A 15,843-nucleotide genomic window follows, 5' to 3' on the forward strand; every position below is an offset into this window, starting at 1 on the left:
CTCAAACCACGCTTTCGAGTTCTTCGATTGCTTCGGCCAGCACCATTTGCGCTGCATTGGCCGGACGTGCCGCCGTGCGGCCAGCCGGTCCGTACACGGCGTCGCCACGCACGATGCTGTTGCCGGTCAGCGCGCAAACGCCTTGCGAACGCGCAATCCGGCGGATCCAGAGTTGCTCGCAATAGTTGGCCGCGGTGGAGTCGCGCCAGGTGATCGAGACGGATTTGGCGCTGAAACGCTCGACGAACGTCACGACCGCGCTCTCCGCCAGCGCCGACGGCGCCCGCGCCCGATCGGCCGCCGCGCCGCGCCGCGCGCGGCCGGTACATTCGCGCCCGGACCGCGAAGCGGATTGGCGCGGTTCCTCAGTGGCGTCTTGCGCCGCAGCCGCAGGGGTTTGCGCAGCACTTGCGCTGCCGCGCGTGTTCGGCGCGGCTTCTGCGCCGTCCTTGAGTCCCGCAATGACGAACGACCACGGATCGGCGAGGCGCGCCGGCGTCAATGTGGACACCATGGCGGGCCCCGCCGGCGGCGGCAAGGCCTCGCCGCTCGACGAGAAGACCCGTTCGGTGACGTCCTGACGCTGCGCGGGATCGGCCTTCAGGCGGCGATTGCGCGTCGCGGGGCGCTTGTGCGTGGCCGCGAAGTCTGACCCGGTTCCTGTTCCGTTCACGTCGAATCCTTTGTTTGGCTCCATCCTCGCGGATGGAACGGCCTGTAACGATGTGCTGCGGCGCTGCGCTGCGGCGCCCGCTGCAAGGCAGCGGAAAGACGCCGACGCCCGTCGTGGCGGCCTGCGACACAACGGGGCGTGGAGTGTGGGCGCCTTTGACAGCACCCTTGAACGCATCATATCGACTGCCCGGCAACGGATAAATACGCGTTCCCTGAAAACTCCGTTTGGGTTCGGCTAACAATCGGAATTCGCTGTCACGGATGGAACAGGGACGCCCGCGCGTCCCTTGCCGGTCAAACGGTAACGACAATCTTGCCGAACTGGCCGTTCTGCTCCAGATAACGGTGCACGTCCACGATCTCGTCGAACCTGAAGGTACGATCGATTACCGGCTTCAGTGCGCCGCTCTCCAGGCCTTTAAGGACAAATTCAACCGCCGCCTTGCGCCGGGTCTCGTCGCCGCTCGTCAGCCAGATGTTGTGCGCCTTGACCGTGGCGACCTTGGCGATCATGTCGAGGACCGGCAACGGCGTCACTTCGCTGCTAAGCGCCCCGTAGATAAACACGATGCCGCCGAACGACAACGCCTCGATCAGCTTGGCAAAGGTCGGGCCGCCGACCGGGTCGAACACGACCCGCGCGCCCTTGCCGCCGGTGATGCGCATGATTTCCTGCACCAGGTCGCTTTCTGCCGTGGCGATCACATGCGCCGCGCCGGCTTCGAGCAACTGGCTGCGCTTTTCCGCGGTGCGCGTCAGTGCGATCGTCGTGGCGCCCGCATAGTTGGCGATCTGGATCGCGGCGAGCCCCACGCTGCTGGAGGCCGCCGGAATAACGACGAAGTCGCCGGCCGTGACCTTGGCATCTTCGATCAGCGCGCCGTAGGCCGTGACGAACATCATCCATACCGAGGCTGCCTCGGCTGGCGAGAGGCTCGCCGGATGCTTGACGACCGCGTAGTCCGGCACGATGACGACCTCGCCATAGGTGCCGTACTGGTTCATCGAGAACGACGGAATCACGCTGACCTCGTCGCCCACCGCAACGCCGCTGACGCCCGGGCCCACGGCGTCGACGGTGCCGGCGGCCTCGTACCCGAGGCCAGCCGGAAACTTGACCGGCTCGATATAGACGTCGGTGCGCCACATGGCTTCGGCGCGGTTGATGCCGATTGCCTTGACGTTGATGCGAACTTCATTGGGACCGGGAGCGCGGACCTGCTGCTCGACGAATTCGAGCACTTCCGGACCGCCGGCTTTGGCAAACTGAATCGTGCGTGACATGTGAACCTCGTAATAGGATTGAATGAAGAAAAAGGTGCAACGCGCTGAGCGTATTGAGTCTAGTCCAGCATTACGACGTCGCAACCGCTTCCTCAGTAGGGAATTGAGCGGGCGAGTAGGCGGGGAAGTCCGAATAATGCGTTGCGTCACCGCCCCAGAAGGCCGCGCGGACATACGGCGTCAACGGCAGATTGTGCTGCAGACGGTACGGCAAGTCGGGATTCGACGAGAAGTGGCGGCCAAACGCCACCAGATCGGCATCACCCGAAGCGACGATGGCTTCGGCGCTCGCGCCGTCGAAACCGCCGGCGGCGATAATCGGACCCGTAAAGTGAGGGCGCAGATACTTCACGGCGACCGGCTCGTGGCCTTCGTGCAGCGTGTCGTCGCCCTTGACGCGCGGTTCGATCACATGCAGATAGGCGAGGCCGTATCCGTCCAGCATCTTTGCCACATAGCTGAAAGTGGCTTCCGGATTGCTGTCGGAGATATCGCCCCATTCGCCGGACGGCGAGATCCGCACGCCGACGCGCTCGGCGCCAAACACCGAGATCAGTGCTTCCACCGCTTCACGCAGGAAGCGCACGCGGTTTTCGATCGGGCCGCCATAAGCGTCGGTGCGCTTGTTGCTGCCGTCCTGAATGAACTGGTCCACGAGGTAGCCGTTTGCGCCGTGCAACTCGACGCCGTCAAAACCTGCTTCGAGCGCGCGTCGAGCGGCCACGCGAAACTCCTCGATGATGCCGGGGATTTCTTCGAGCTCCAGCGCGCGGTGTGGAGATGCCGGTACAAAACCATCCTTGGTGAGCGCGATGCCGTCGAACGGCACGACCGAGGGTGCCACCGGCGCGACGCCGCCGGTCATTTCAACGTGGCTTTGCCGGCCGCCGTGGATGAGCTGCATGAAAACACGGCCGCCCTTCGCATGCACGGCGTTGGCGACGGCCTTCCAGCCTTCCGTTTGGCCGTCGTGATAGAAACTGGCGGCGCCCAGATACGAGCGGGCCGTGATCGAGATGCTGACGCCTTCGACGATTTCGAGGCCGCCTTCCGAGGCGCGTTGGCCGTAGAAGTCGGCCATCATCGGGCTGGGAATGTCGCCGGGCTGGATGGTGCGAAGGCGGGTCATCGGCGCCAGAACGACCCGATGGGAGAGGGTATAAGCACCGACCTTTTTGGACGCAAACAAGTGAGCCATGATCTTTCCTTTAGTAGCTAGTGAGTCTGGGACGCTCGACACAGTGCCGATCCGTTGATGAACAATTTATCCATTCCTTCAGGCTTGCAGAAGACCGGGAATCGGATATGAATCATTCCAGTCGGGGATGAGTGCCGCTTAAAGTTTCGAGCCGCCGTCGACGTATAGCGTCTCGCCGGTGACCCAGCGCGCCGCGTCCGACGCCAGAAAGGCGACGGTGTCGCCGATCTCTTCGGCGTGTGCGATACGCTTTAACGCCTGCATCTCGAGCGTCGCTGCGCGGCCCTGCTCCGTTGTTGCCAGGTACGACATGCCGGTGGTCACCACGCCAGGCGCGATCGCATTCACCCGCACGCCCCGGTGACCGAGCGTGTGGGCAAAGTGCTTGACGAGGGTATCGATGGCGCCCTTGGTCGCCGCATACGCCGACAGGGAATTGACCGACGCATGCGCCGCTAGCGACGAAACCAGCACGACGCTGCTGCCTTTGCACATCACCGGCATCAGTTGCTGCACCAGAAAATAGGGTGCGCGCACATTCAGGGCGACCAGTTCGTCGAAATCGGCGAGCGTGGTGTCTTCGATGCTTGCATCCTTCGCAATGCCGGCACTTGCCACCAGCACATCCAGACGCGCGCCGATCACGACACGCACCCGCCTCGCCAGCCGGTGCGGTCCTTCCGGCGCGCGCAAATCCGCCGCGACTTTTTCAGCGTGACCGCCGGCCGCGCGGATTTGCGCGACCACTTCAGCGGCCGCCTGGTCTTCGCGGCAGTAATGCACGAGCACCTGCGCGCCGGCTTTGGCAAGCGCCAGCGCGCTGGCGCGGCCAATGCCACGAGACGCGCCCGTGACGAGCGCGGTTTTGCCACTCAGAGGACGCATAGCGGGTTCCTGGCGTTTCAGTGCTGGTGAAGAGGGTGATCGAGGGCGTGCCTGATTGATTAGCCATACTGAATAACTGGCGATCTGCCGCTCAGCCTGCTGCTTGCCGTTTGCCGCAGCCAATGCCTTGCCGCGCTGGATCATTCCAGAGTCGCAGCAATATAGATGGCAGGCATGGGTCGGAAAAATGCTGGCCGTTGCTATGCACGCACGCTCAGTGCTGAGCCGCTGCCAGATTGGTAATCTAGCGGGGACTTGCGGAAATTTAAAAGACTTTGTAGGCTGGCGGGCATGCCTGTGAGGCATAGACAGCCATCGAGGGCCCATGGAGCTACGCCATTTGCGGTATTTCATCGCCGTCGCCGAGACCGGCAGTTTGACGGTGGCGGCCGAGCGCCGGCTGTTCACTTCGCAACCGTCGCTGAGCCGCCAGATTCGCGATCTGGAGGAAGAGGTGGGGGTCGAGCTATTCAGCCGCAGTGCGCGCGGCGTGGAATTGACGGCGGCCGGCAAGGCGTTTCTCGATCACGCGCGGCTCGCGTTGTCCCAGGTCGACGCCGCGACTGAAGCGGCGCGACGTGCCTCGCAACCCACCAAGCAGGTTTTTGCACTCGGCTTTTTGACGGGCCAGGAAATGACGTGGCTGCCACGCGCAATGCAGGTGCTGCGCGAGGAATTGCCGAAAGTCGACGTGACGGTGTCGAGCCACTATTCGCCGGATCTGGCCGATGCAGTGGCGCGCGGCAAACTCGACCTCGCATTTTTACGCGCCGAGCCGGGCTACGATCTCGACTATCGGGTGGTCAGCCGCGAGAAACTCGTCGTGCTGATGCCAAGCGATCATCCGCTGACCGAACGCGCCAGCATTCGTCCTGAGGATTTTGCGGGCGAGCCTTTCATCATGGCGACGAACAAGGCGACGGTGCTTAATGCTGTGATCAAACGCTACCTAAGCGAAAAGGGTATTGAGGTCACCCCTGAGCATGGCGTCGACAATCTCGCCATGGCGATGTCGCTGGTGGCATCCACGCGTGGCCTCGCGCTGTTGCCGGAGTACGCGAACAACCTGCTGCCGTGGTCGGTGGTGAGCCGCCCGCTGGAAGGCGAGGCGCCCACCGTCGATCTCGTGATCGGCTATAGCCGCTCGAATACATCCCCGGTGTTGCAGCTGTTTCTTTCCAGAGCGGACGAGTTGATGCTTTGACACGCCATGACGTGCCATGACGTGCCTCGATGCGCGGAAGGCTCAAAGCTGTTCGATGATCGCTTTCGCCGCCGCCGGATTGCGTTCCTTAAAACCGCTGATCACATACAGATACACATCCCGGGCGCCTTTCGCCGCAGCTTTTGCTTCGACCGGTTCGAGGTCGTCGGGAATCGTGCCGGCAGATAGCTGGCGTGCCCGTTCCGCCCATGCTTCGATGGCTTTCTTCGCATAGCCGTTAGCGTGCTTGTCGGTGGTTCCCATGATGCGTGCATAGACGAATGGCGCAGTCAGGCTGGCAATCTGCGGATACTCGCTGTCGCCGGCGAGCACGATCGCCACGCCGTATTTACGCGCCAGTGCAACGAAGGCTTCGGTGCGAAAACTCTCGTGGCGGACTTCGACGGCATGTCTTAAGGCGAGTCCGTCCAGTTTTTTCGGCAACAGGGCGAGGAATGCTTCGAAGTCCTCTGCATCGAATTGCTTGGTGGGGGCGAATTGCCAGTTAATGGGGCCGAGCTTCTGTTTCAGATGCACGAGGCCGCTGCCAAAGAAGCGTTCGATGCTATCGCCCGCTTCGGCCAGCACGCGCCGGTTTGTCGCATAGCGCGGCGCTTTGAGCGAGAACGCGAAATCGTCGGGCGTTTCGTCATACCACTTCATATAGCTCTCGGGTTTTTGCAAGCCGTAGAACGTGCCGTTGATTTCGATGGCGGTCAACTGACGGCTGGCGTATTCGAGTTCGCGCTTCTGCGTCAGGTCTTCCGGATAGAACACGCCGCGCCATGGCGCGTAAGTCCAGCCACCAATGCCGACCCGGATTCGCGGTTTCGTGCGCGTTGCCATATGCGGTTTCCTCGTTGTTTGCCTGCTTTGATGCAGGGTTGACCTGCGAATCGCTGTTACAACTGTCTTGCATTCGAACTAGCCCGCTGCTTTCCATATCTGGTGGCAGGTCTGCACGATGAGCGCACGCATCCATCGGTGGGCTGAATCCCGATCGTATCGTATATGCCAGGCCATTTGACAGTCGAACGGTGCGATCGCCAGCGGTACATCGCACGAGTAGATCTGTTCTTCGAGGGGATGGGTTCGCACTACCCCGGCTGGCAGCACGGCAATCAGATTAGACGAAAGAAGAAGCGGCAGCGCGCCTGAAAAATTGTTCAACGTCATCGCGACTCGACGGCGCTTTCCAACGCGCTCCAGCGCTGCATCCGCAATGCCGACTGGATCGCCCGAAAGGGACACGAGAAGGTGCTCGGCTGCGAGAAATTTCTCCTCGGTCAGGGGAGACTGCGCAAGCGGATGGTCCCGCCTCATCGCGCAGACCCAGTCCTCCATGAAAAGCCGTTGCAGCTTGAATTCATCGCCCATGTGCTGAAGGCCGCCTACGCAAATGTCGATGTTGTTGTCTCGCAGCCGGGAACCTGTCTCCTGACTGGTGTAGGGCACCGCAAGGATGCGAATTTCGGGCGCGTGCTGCTCGGTATGCCGCCGCAGCGGAGGCCACAGGGAACCGGACAGGTAATCGGTCACCGCGATGCGGAATGCGTGGCTCGACGTTGTCGCATCGAATGGGGCAGGCGAGGCGGCCATGCGAATTGCCGCAAGCGGTTGCTGGATTTCGCGCCAAAGCTCCAGCGCCCTGGCGGAGGCCTTAATGCCACGGCCGTTTCGGGTGAACAGCGGGTCGTCCCAGACCACCCGCATCCGGGCGATCGCATTGCTGACGGCGGACTGGGTCATTGCCAGACGATCCGCCGCCTTGGTAACGGACCCTTCGGTCATGACTGCATCGAATATCGAAACCAGGTGCAGATCGAGATCTTTCATGTTTCACGCGCCGTCTATCATCACTGAAAATGATGATACACCTTCGAATCATTGATTGGACGCGGTGATGCACGCCTACTAACCTTGAGTCGTCGCTGCAAAGGCCGGTAGCCAATCTCCGGCTCGACGCAGCTTTTGAATCGGGTCTTGATCGTCGTGGAATGCGTCTGGGCGACCTGCGCGTCTGCCACGAACACAGCGGATTCTCACCTTATTGGATTGAATCATGGCAAATACTCTTCAAGGAAAAATCGCTCTTGTTACGGGCGGTTCACGCGGTATCGGCGCCGCAACCGCTATCCAGCTCGCCTCGGAAGGGGCCAGCGTAGCAATCAGTTATTCCAGCAGTGAAGCCGCAGCCAGGGAAGTCGTCGCGAAGATCGAGGCGTCCGGCGGCAAGGCTATTGCGCTGAAGGCTGACCAGGCGGACGCAACAGCGGTGAAGAATTTGATCGCAGAAGTCGTTCGGCGACTGGGAAAAATCGACATTCTGGTCAATAACGCGGCCGTTTTCGAAACAGGCACGGTCGTTGAGACCGTCGACACATCGGGCTTCGAACGACAACTGCGGATCAATTACGAAGCGGTGGCGACGGCGATTCGCGAAGCCTCACGCGTGATGGACAGTGGCGGACGGATCATCTCGATCTCGTCGGCGCTTGCGCTGCGATCGACCTGGCCGGGTCTCGCCGACTACAGTGCAACGAAGCGCGCAATCGAAGGCTATAGCAAAGGTGTCGCGCGGGACCTCGGTTCGAAGGGCATTACTGTGAATGTCATCGGCGCCGGGTCGACTAAAACGGAGATGAACCCCGACAATAGCCCTTTTGCAGAGGCACAAGCGGCTGCAACCGCGCTCGGCCGCTTCGGTCGCCCGGAAGAAATCGCGGCGGTGGTCGCCTTCATCGCCAGTCCCGCTGCGAGTTTCATTACTGGCGCGATCATTCCTGTTGACGGCGGATATAGCGCGTGACGTTGTACGGGCCACGCGATGCATGTTTGCCACCGCGTGACCCGTCGGGCTAGCCTGCCGCGTCCGGCGCGGCCTGTCGATCAGTCGCCGGCATCCCTCACCTGTTCGCCATAGTCTGTCCTGTGGTTCGTTGCTCGGCATCCCAGCCGCCTCCGAGCGCCCTGAACGTTGCGATTGCCGAACGCGCGGTCGCCGACTGAGCCAGGATTCGCGCTTCCTGGATACCTTGAAGCCGCGCGTCCGCCTCCACCAGATCAAGCTGGCTGTTCCTGCCGTTGCGATAGCCAGCCGACGTCGATTCGCGTGCGCGTGCCAGAGATGCTTCGCCATCCTTAAGAATGTGTTGCTGCTGGTCGTACTTCGCGAGCGCAACAAATGCGGTCTCAACTTCCGAACTGGCCTGCAGTACGCTCTGACGATAGGCTGCCAGGGCTTCAGCATTGCGCCCGCGCGCGGCCCTGACTTCTGCGTCGACTTGTCCAAAATCGAACAGCCGCCAGCGCAGGCCGAAGGCGCCGAGTGCTTCGTTTGCCGGAGACTCGAACAGATGGCCACCCACGGTCGTGGTCGAGCCGGCGAGCGCGGATAGCGAGAACTTCGGGTAGTAATCGGACAGGGCCTCGCCGATGCGCGCGTTCGATGCCGCGAGCCGCCGTTCTGCCACGATGATGTCGGGCCTGCGGCGCAGCAGTTCGGCCGGTCCGCTCGCGGTATCGATAGCGGGCGCATCCGGAATGGGCGCAATGGCATCCAATACCGGATCTGTCGTGCCCGGATTGCGGCCCATCAGGACGTCGAGCGCGTTGCGGGCGCTCACCAGACCGGCCTGCAAGGCAGGCACCGAGGCCGACACGGCAGCCAGCGCGCCCTGCGCCTGGCGCCACTGCAGATCCGGCACCAGACCGCGCGCCGCGAGCAATCCGATCAGTCGGACGCGTTCCTGCTGGCTTGCCGTCTCCTGTTGCGCGAGTTGCAGCCGTGCCTGCAGCGTGCGCGTGAGCACGTAGGTATCGGCGGTCGAGGAGATGACTTCGAGGCGTGCCGCCACCATCGCGGCCTGGCTCGCTTCGTATTCGGCGCGCGCCGCTTCGGCGCTGCGACGCAGGCCGCCTGCCAGATCGATTTCCCAACTGGCGCCGGCGGCAACCTCATAGTCGTAGGCGTTGCGGTTGTAGCCGGGCAGTGACGCCGCCTGGGCTGCGATGTCCGGATCTTCCAGCGATTGATGTGCTCGTGCCGCTTGCGCGTTCAACGAGGCCGACGGCAACAGCGCGGAGCGCGCGCTTTCCAGCCCCGCGTGTACCTCGTCGACGCGCGCCATGGCCTGCGCCAGATCGAGGTTTTGGGCGAGCGCGACGTCGATGACATGATTCAACTCTGGATCGTCGAAGCCTTGCCACCAGGTATAAAGCGAAGGCGCAGGTTGCGGGGCAGCGCGATTTGCAACCTCGGCGGCGCCTTTGAAGGTCGCGGGCAGCGCAACGGTAGGGCTTTGATAGTCGGGGCCGACCGCGCATCCGGCCAGCAGGACGCTGGCCATGACATAGACGTGGCGTTTGAATGGAATGTTCATGACGGGTGAATGCGGAACAGGAAAGTTACAGTTTCAACAAATAGTAACTTTCTGTCAACGACTGATTGGAGGATAATCGACGCCATGAAGAAGACCCCGAATTCACCGCCCGAGTCGCCGGCTCCGGGCCTGCGCGGTAGTGCAGAACATGAACGGCACCACCAGATCATCATGGCGGCGGACGAGCATTTTCGTCTCTACGGTTACCGCAAAACCTCAGTGGCCGATCTCGGCAAGGCGATCGGCGTCTCGAGTACCTATCTTTACCGGTTCTTCAGCTCCAAGCAGGCAATTGGCGAGGCGGTATGCACAACGGTGCTCGGGCGAATGGAGAGCGAACTGCGTGAGGTCGTCGGCGGGCCGGGAAGCGCTACGCAAAGGCTTCGGCGCTTCATGCAGCTCACGCTCGAACGCAGTCTCGAGATCTTTTTCGACGGCACCCGGTTGCACGAACTGGTCATTTCCGCGATGGAAGAATCGTGGGCGACTGCGGCGACCCATGAGGCGGCGTTGATGGCCATGGCTCGCGAGCTCGTGCAGGCTGGCCGCACGTCCGGCGAATTTGAGCGCAAAACGCCGCTCGACGAGGTCGTTTCCGGCATCTCTGAAGCGCTGCGGCTGTTCTCGCATCCAGTGGCGCTGCAATACCGGCCGCGCGAAGAGCTCGAAGCTGCGCTGGCCGCCGTGTCCAGTCTGATTTTGCGAAGTCTTGCCCCCTAACTCCAAAAAAGTGACAAGTTACGAGTTGACATATTCGTAACGTGAAAACAAAATGGCGCTTCATCTTCATGGAGTGCCATCATGCAATTGCACGTTTTGCGCCGGGCTGCGGCACTTGGCGTCGCGTGGGTTTTCGCTGGCTGCAGCCAGTCGCATCCGGCCGACCCGCGTACCGTGCCGCCGCTTGTGGAATCGTTCACGGTGCGGCCTGCCGGGACTGCCGAACGCAGCTTCACAGGTGTGGTCGCTGCACGCGTCGAGAGCGATCTCGGATTTCGGGTCGGCGGCAAAGTCATCCAGCGGTTTGTCGATGTCGGCCAGCACGTGCATCGGGGCGATGTGCTGATGCGCCTCGATCCCAACGATCTCGCCCTCGATGTGACCGCCCAGCAGGGCGCCGTCGATGCGGCCCATGCGCGCGCTGTTAAATCCGCCGCGGATCTCGCGCGACTTCAGGGGCTTGTGGAGCAGGGTGCGGTCTCCGCCCAGGACTACGATCTTGCCGTCGAGGCGGCGCGTAGCGCAAAAGCTCAGTTCGATGCGGCGCAGGCCCAGGCGGGCCTCGCCCATAACGCCAACGACTACGCAATTCTTAAAGCGGACACCGATGGCGTCGTGCTCAGCCGCGAGGCCGACGTGGGCCAGGTGGTCAGTGCTGGGCAGACCGTGCTGGTGCTCGCCCAGGACGGCCCGCGCGAAGCACTCGTCTCGCTGCCTGAGATGGTGCGCCCGGCGCTCGGCTCGGGCGCCACCGCATCGCTCTACGGCGACGGCAAGACGCGCTACCCCGCGCAGTTACGCGAGCTGTCGCACTCAGCCGATCCGCTCACCCGCACCTTCGCGGCCCGCTATGTCCTCAGTGGCGCGGCTGCGCAAGCTCCATTCGGGGCGACGGTAACGGTCGATCTCGCGCAGGCCGGCAGCACCGGCGACATGGCCGTGCCGCTGGGCGCTCTCTATGACCGTGGGCACGGCCCCGGCGTGTGGGTCATCGGGCGCGACGCCCATCTGACGTATCGCGCGGTCCAGGTCCGTTCGGCGGGCAGCGAAATGGCGACGGTCGCCTCGGGTCTTGCCGCCGGCCAGACGATTGTCGCTCTCGGCGCGCATCAGTTGACCGACGGCGAGCAGGTCCGGGTGGCAACGCAGCGATGGACCGATGCCAGCGTGGACCCTCGCGATCAAGGGGACAGCCAATGAGTGGCTTCAATCTCTCCGCGCTTGCGGTGCGCGAGCGGGCGGTCACGTTGTTCCTGATCATCGCGCTTGTTTTGACCGGGGTGCTGACGTTTCTCAAGCTCGGACGGGCGGAGGACCCCGCATTCACGGTGAAGGTGCTGACGGTAACGGCGGTATGGCCAGGCGCGACCGCGCAGGAAATGCAGGACCTCGTCGCGGAGCCGCTAGAGAAGCGGATGCAGGAACTGGACTGGTACGACCGGGTCGAGACGATCACCCGTCCGGGCCTCGCGCTGATGCAACTCACGCTGAAAGACACGACGCCCCCGAAGGACGTGCCGGAGCAGTTTTACCAGGCGCGCAAGAAACTGTCGGACGAGAGCCCGAAGCTACCGCAGGGCGTGCTCGGTCCGTTCGTCAACGACGAGTACTCGGACGTGACCTTTGCTCTGTACGCGCTCGAAGCTCCGGGGCTGCCGCCGCGACTGCTGACGCGCGAAGCAGAAGGCATTCGTCAGGACATGCTGAAAATCCCCGGTGTCAAGAAAGTGACGATTCTGGGCGAGCGCCCCGAGCGCATTTTCGTGAACTTCTCGTATGCGCGCCTTACCAATCTCGGCGTGAATCCGGCAGATGTGTTCGCCGCGCTGCAGAAGGAGAACGCGGTGACCCCGTCCGGGTCGATCGACACGGACGGTCCGCAAGTCTACGCGCGGCTCGACGGCGCATTGAACGACCTGCAGAAGATTCGCGATACGCCGATCGTCGCAAAGGGGCGCACCCTCAAGCTCTCGGACATCGCGGAGGTTTCGCGCGGCTATGAAGATCCGGCAACGTTCCTGATCCGTCACAACGGTGTGCCGTCGCTTGCGCTGGGCGTGGTGATGCAGGATGGCTGGAATGGGCTAGAACTGGGCAAATCGCTGCAGCAGGAGCAGACCCGGATATCGGCGTCGCTGCCGGTGGGCTACAGGTTCAGCAAGATCACCGACCAGGCCGTCAACATTGCGGACGCCGTCGATGAGTTCATGCTGAAGTTTTTCGTGGCGCTGGGCGTGGTGATGCTCGTGAGCATCGTGAGCCTTGGCTGGCGGGTGGGGATCGTGGTGGCTGCGGCGGTGCCGCTTACGCTCGCGGTGGTGTTCGTGATCATGAGCGTGACCGGGCGGATCTTCGACCGGATTACGCTGGGGGCGCTGATCATTGCACTGGGCCTGCTGGTCGACGACGCCATCATTACCATCGAGATGATGGTGGTGAAGATGGAGGAGGGTTACGACCGGGTCAAAGCCGCGACCTATTCGTGGAACCACGTGGCGCCCGCGATGCTCGCCGGCACGCTGACGATCGTGATCGGCTTCACGCCGGTGGGCTTCGCCCGCTCGACCGCGGGCGAATACGCGGGCAACATTTTCTGGATCGTGGCATTCGCACTGCTGACGTCGTGGCTTGGCGCGCAGACATTCACGCCCTATCTGGGAGTGAAACTGCTGCCGGATATCAAGCCGCTCGCGCACGGTTATGACTCGATCTATCACACGCCGATGTACGAGCGCATGCGGCGCCTGGTGCGCGCCGGTGTCGACCACAAGTTCTGGGTAGCCGGCACGGTCGTGGTGCTGTTCGTGCTCGCCATCATGGGCATGGGCGTCGTGAAGCAGCAGTTCTTTCCGGAGTCGGACCGTCCGGAGGTGCTGGTCGAAGTGCAGATGCCCGAAGGCACGAGTATCGAAGCGACGCAGAAGGCGACGATTGAAATCGAGCAGTGGCTAAAGCAGCAGCCCGAGGCGAAGGTCGTCACCAGCTACATTGGACAGGGCGCGCCGCGCTTCTTTCTTGCCTATAACCCTGAGTTGCCGGATCCGTCGTTCGCGAAGATCATCGTGCTCACGCCCGATGCCGATACGCGCGAGCGGCTCAAGCTGCGCATGCGCAAGGCGGTTGCCGACGGTCTGGCGCCGCAGGCACGTGTGCGGGTGACGCAACTGGTGTTCGGCCCCTATACGCGCTTCCCGGTGGAGTTCCGCGTGATGGGCCCGGACGGGACGCAGGTGCGTGCAATCGCGCAACGTGTGTTCGCGGTGATGCAGGCGAACCAGCATATGCGTCAGGTGAATCAGGATTGGTCGGAGCGGGTGCCGACCCTGCACTTCGTGCTCGATCAGGACCGGCTGCAGCAGATCGGACTGAGTTCGGAGGACGCCTCGCAGCAGATCCAGTTCCTGCTCACGGGTATTCCGATCACGCAGGTGCGAGAGGACATCCGCACAGTGGAACTCGTCGCACGTAGCGACGGCGACACGCGCCTCGACCCATCGAAGATGCAGGGCATGAATCTGGTGAATCACGAGGGCCGTGTCGTGCCGATCAGCCAGATTGGTCACATCGAAATGCGTCCCGAAGATCCGATCCTGCATCGCCGTGACCGCCTGTCGACGATCACGGTGCGCGGCGATATCGACGAGACCATGCAGCCGCCGCAGGTATCGATGGAAGTCCAGCAGCAGCTTGGACCGATTATCGCGGCTCTGCCGCCGGGTTACCGGATCGAGATGGGCGGCAACATCGAGGAGGCAGGCAAGGCGAATGCCGCTCTGGCGCCGATCTTTCCGGTCATGCTGCTGCTGATTCTGCTGGTGCTGATCCTGCAAACGCGCTCTTTCCCGACGATGGCGATGGTATTCCTGACGGGGCCGCTGGGCATCATCGGTACGGTAGCGACGCTGTTGCTGTTCCACCAGCCGTTCGGGTTCAACGCCATCCTTGGACTGATCGGGCTGGCGGGCATCCTGATGCGCAACACGCTGATCCTGATCGAGCAGATCCGCAACAACGTGCACGACGAAAAGATGGAGCCGTATCACGCCGTGGTGGAGGCGACGGTACAACGCGCAAGGCCGGTGCTGCTGACAGCGATGGCGGCCGTGCTTGCGTTTATTCCGCTGACGACATCGGTGTTCTGGGGATCGATGGCCTATACGTTGATTGGCGGCACGGCTGTCGGCACGGTGCTCACGCTCGTATTCCTGCCGGCGCTGTATGCGATCTGGTTCCGCGTGAAGGCGCCGAAGGATGAGCCGCCGGCAGGGTCGCCAGCGAGGGACCCGGATCCGCGCACGCCGCCGCAGGCGCTGTCGGATGCCGGACCTGGCGTGATGTAAATCCTGGATGCGGGCTGGCGCTGTGCGATTCAGTTCGTACCGCGCCTGCTCGCGCAAGCCGAGGCGTCAGGAAGCAGCGTGATTTACCTAACAGCTCGGCAGGGATCTACTTCATGTTTGAATCCCCTGCTGAACGGAACTACATCTGCATGCCGTAGTTGATCGGCCCTTGCTGCCGGCGCGTTGCTCCGCTACGCGTTATCCGCCTTCCTGCCGCGCCTGGCGGGCGACGCCGTATTGCCCGCCGCGCCCTTGTGCGCTGCTTCGGCCGCTTCGAGCCGCCGGCTCGCTTCGCCTACCTCGTGCCGGAACTGTATCAGCGCGGCCAGCGCCGCATCGGGCGGTTGCAGGGCGGCCCATAACACGTCGATCAGATTGTCCGCCGTGGCGTCGATATCCATGCGGCGGTTGGCGAGCGTGGCGTCCCACAAGACATGTTCCATCGGCCCGAACACCATGGAACGCAGCAGCCGCAGCGGCATATCCGCGCGAACCTGGCCGGTTTGCTGGCCGAGCGCCAGCACGCGCATCAACGGCGCCGTGTAACGCCGCTGCATATCCGTGAGCGTTTCGCTGAGTTCGTGATGCCGCGCACGGCCCTCGGACAACACCAGCGCGCACAGGTCTGTGCCGTTCACCAGCATCAGCCGCAGATGCGTGCGCACGATGAAAGCGAACTGCTGGCGCACACTGCCGTCACGCGGCAGGCCGGTTTCGATGGCCGCGATGATTTCGTCGTACCAGTCGCCGATTACTCGCGCGCACAACTCCCGCTTGCCGCGAAAGTAGCTGAACACCGTCGCCTCGGAGATGCCCAGGCGCTGGGCGATCTCGGCCGTGGTGGCGCGCTCGTAGCCTTTTTCGGAGAACACCTCGCGGCCGGCCTGAAGAATCTCCTTCACGCGCTGTTGCGATTTGCGACCGGCCGGCTGGCGGCGCGATGCAACGGCGTCGGTCGTGGCTACGGCCTTCGGTGCGGCCATCATATGAGTCCAGTTCAGATTTTGGGCCAGAGCGCCCTTGGCGGCGTTGATTTTATCACGGTGATTTAGGGAGTTTGGAGGTAGAAAAGGTTTCTGAGTATCACTCAAAAATACCTATTGACGTATACGTTAATGTAGCGTGAAATTCGACCTATGCGAACGCGCGCGATGA

The 15,843-nt window shown here is 62.7% G+C and carries 13 protein-coding genes; 5 read left to right on the top strand and 8 right to left on the bottom strand.

From position 1 onward, the window contains the following. Position 1: 1 nt before the first annotated feature. The 4 genes from FQ755_RS06625 to FQ755_RS06640 form a co-directional block, all read right to left on the bottom strand. A complete protein-coding gene (locus FQ755_RS06625) occupies positions 2 to 673 on the bottom strand; it encodes a DUF3331 domain-containing protein (RefSeq protein WP_260858359.1) in 672 nt (223 codons plus the stop codon). A 296-nt stretch (positions 674 to 969) separates the two neighbouring features. Further along, positions 970 to 1,959: a zinc-dependent alcohol dehydrogenase family protein gene (locus tag FQ755_RS06630; RefSeq protein WP_144152362.1), complete on the bottom strand. Its 990-nt coding sequence runs from the start codon at positions 1,957 to 1,959 to the stop codon at positions 970 to 972. Positions 1,960 to 2,029: 70 nt separating this feature from the next. After that, on the bottom strand, positions 2,030 to 3,157 hold the full coding sequence (locus tag FQ755_RS06635; RefSeq protein WP_144152364.1) for an alkene reductase: 1,128 nt from the start codon (positions 3,155 to 3,157) through the stop codon (positions 2,030 to 2,032). Positions 3,158 to 3,295: 138 nt separating this feature from the next. After that, entirely contained in the window at positions 3,296 to 4,042 is a 747-nt protein-coding gene (locus FQ755_RS06640; RefSeq protein WP_144152366.1) for an SDR family NAD(P)-dependent oxidoreductase, read from the bottom strand. Positions 4,043 to 4,367: 325 nt separating this feature from the next. On the opposite strand from FQ755_RS06640, the gene FQ755_RS06645 reads away from it, so the two are divergent. Further along, positions 4,368 to 5,246, top strand: coding sequence for a LysR family transcriptional regulator (locus FQ755_RS06645; protein ID WP_144152368.1), 879 nt, complete (start codon positions 4,368 to 4,370; stop codon positions 5,244 to 5,246). Between the two features lie 42 nt (positions 5,247 to 5,288). On the opposite strand, the gene FQ755_RS06650 is transcribed toward FQ755_RS06645, so the two are convergent. After that, complete coding sequence (locus FQ755_RS06650) at positions 5,289 to 6,092, bottom strand: DUF72 domain-containing protein (RefSeq protein WP_144152370.1); 804 nt, start codon at positions 6,090 to 6,092, stop codon at positions 5,289 to 5,291. A gap of 78 nt (positions 6,093 to 6,170) precedes the next feature. Next, complete coding sequence (locus FQ755_RS06655) at positions 6,171 to 7,082, bottom strand: LysR family transcriptional regulator (protein ID WP_144152372.1); 912 nt, start codon at positions 7,080 to 7,082, stop codon at positions 6,171 to 6,173. Between the two features lie 226 nt (positions 7,083 to 7,308). On the opposite strand from FQ755_RS06655, the gene FQ755_RS06660 reads away from it, so the two are divergent. After that, positions 7,309 to 8,055, top strand: a complete 747-nt coding sequence (locus FQ755_RS06660) for an SDR family NAD(P)-dependent oxidoreductase (protein ID WP_144152374.1) — start codon at positions 7,309 to 7,311, stop codon at positions 8,053 to 8,055. Between the two features lie 97 nt (positions 8,056 to 8,152). Here FQ755_RS06660 and FQ755_RS06665 read toward each other — a convergent pair whose 3' ends face one another. Next, complete coding sequence (locus tag FQ755_RS06665) at positions 8,153 to 9,628, bottom strand: efflux transporter outer membrane subunit (protein ID WP_144152376.1); 1,476 nt, start codon at positions 9,626 to 9,628, stop codon at positions 8,153 to 8,155. A gap of 84 nt (positions 9,629 to 9,712) precedes the next feature. On the opposite strand from FQ755_RS06665, the gene FQ755_RS06670 reads away from it, so the two are divergent. The 3 genes from FQ755_RS06670 (at position 9,713) to FQ755_RS06680 (ending at position 14,688) form a co-directional block, all read left to right on the top strand. Then, entirely contained in the window at positions 9,713 to 10,348 is a 636-nt protein-coding gene (locus FQ755_RS06670; protein WP_144152378.1) for a TetR/AcrR family transcriptional regulator, read from the top strand. An 81-nt stretch (positions 10,349 to 10,429) separates the two neighbouring features. Further along, positions 10,430 to 11,548, top strand: a complete 1,119-nt coding sequence (locus tag FQ755_RS06675; protein WP_144152380.1) for an efflux RND transporter periplasmic adaptor subunit — start codon at positions 10,430 to 10,432, stop codon at positions 11,546 to 11,548. After that, positions 11,545 to 14,688, top strand: a complete 3,144-nt coding sequence (locus tag FQ755_RS06680; protein WP_144152382.1) for an efflux RND transporter permease subunit — start codon at positions 11,545 to 11,547, stop codon at positions 14,686 to 14,688. The genes FQ755_RS06675 and FQ755_RS06680 overlap by 4 nt, the downstream gene beginning before the upstream one ends. A 191-nt stretch (positions 14,689 to 14,879) precedes the next feature. On the opposite strand, the gene FQ755_RS06685 is transcribed toward FQ755_RS06680, so the two are convergent. Then, the gene (locus tag FQ755_RS06685) at positions 14,880 to 15,674 is read right to left on the bottom strand and encodes a TetR/AcrR family transcriptional regulator (protein WP_260858361.1); all 795 of its coding nucleotides are present in this window, start codon (positions 15,672 to 15,674) and stop codon (positions 14,880 to 14,882) included. Positions 15,675 to 15,843: the final 169 nt, after the last annotated feature.

The sequence above is a fragment of the Paraburkholderia sp. BCC1885 genome (genome assembly GCF_900996235.1).
GTDB lineage: Bacteria > Pseudomonadota > Gammaproteobacteria > Burkholderiales > Burkholderiaceae > Paraburkholderia.

Excerpts from the sequence above, each read along its gene's own strand:
- FQ755_RS06630 (WP_144152362.1), bottom strand. The coding sequence starts at position 1,959 with ATGTCACGCACGATTCAGTTTGCCAAAGCCGGCGGTCCGGAAGTGCTC.
- FQ755_RS06635 (WP_144152364.1), bottom strand. The coding sequence starts at position 3,157 with ATGGCTCACTTGTTTGCGTCCAAAAAGGTCGGTGCTTATACCCTCTCC.
- FQ755_RS06640 (WP_144152366.1), bottom strand. The coding sequence starts at position 4,042 with ATGCGTCCTCTGAGTGGCAAAACCGCGCTCGTCACGGGCGCGTCTCGT.
- FQ755_RS06645 (WP_144152368.1), top strand. The coding sequence starts at position 4,368 with ATGGAGCTACGCCATTTGCGGTATTTCATCGCCGTCGCCGAGACCGGC.
- FQ755_RS06650 (WP_144152370.1), bottom strand. The coding sequence starts at position 6,092 with ATGGCAACGCGCACGAAACCGCGAATCCGGGTCGGCATTGGTGGCTGG.
- FQ755_RS06655 (WP_144152372.1), bottom strand. The coding sequence starts at position 7,082 with ATGAAAGATCTCGATCTGCACCTGGTTTCGATATTCGATGCAGTCATG.
- FQ755_RS06660 (WP_144152374.1), top strand. The coding sequence starts at position 7,309 with ATGGCAAATACTCTTCAAGGAAAAATCGCTCTTGTTACGGGCGGTTCA.
- FQ755_RS06665 (WP_144152376.1), bottom strand. The coding sequence starts at position 9,628 with ATGAACATTCCATTCAAACGCCACGTCTATGTCATGGCCAGCGTCCTG.
- FQ755_RS06670 (WP_144152378.1), top strand. The coding sequence starts at position 9,713 with ATGAAGAAGACCCCGAATTCACCGCCCGAGTCGCCGGCTCCGGGCCTG.
- FQ755_RS06675 (WP_144152380.1), top strand. The coding sequence starts at position 10,430 with ATGCAATTGCACGTTTTGCGCCGGGCTGCGGCACTTGGCGTCGCGTGG.
- FQ755_RS06680 (WP_144152382.1), top strand. The coding sequence starts at position 11,545 with ATGAGTGGCTTCAATCTCTCCGCGCTTGCGGTGCGCGAGCGGGCGGTC.
- FQ755_RS06685 (WP_260858361.1), bottom strand. The coding sequence starts at position 15,674 with ATGATGGCCGCACCGAAGGCCGTAGCCACGACCGACGCCGTTGCATCG.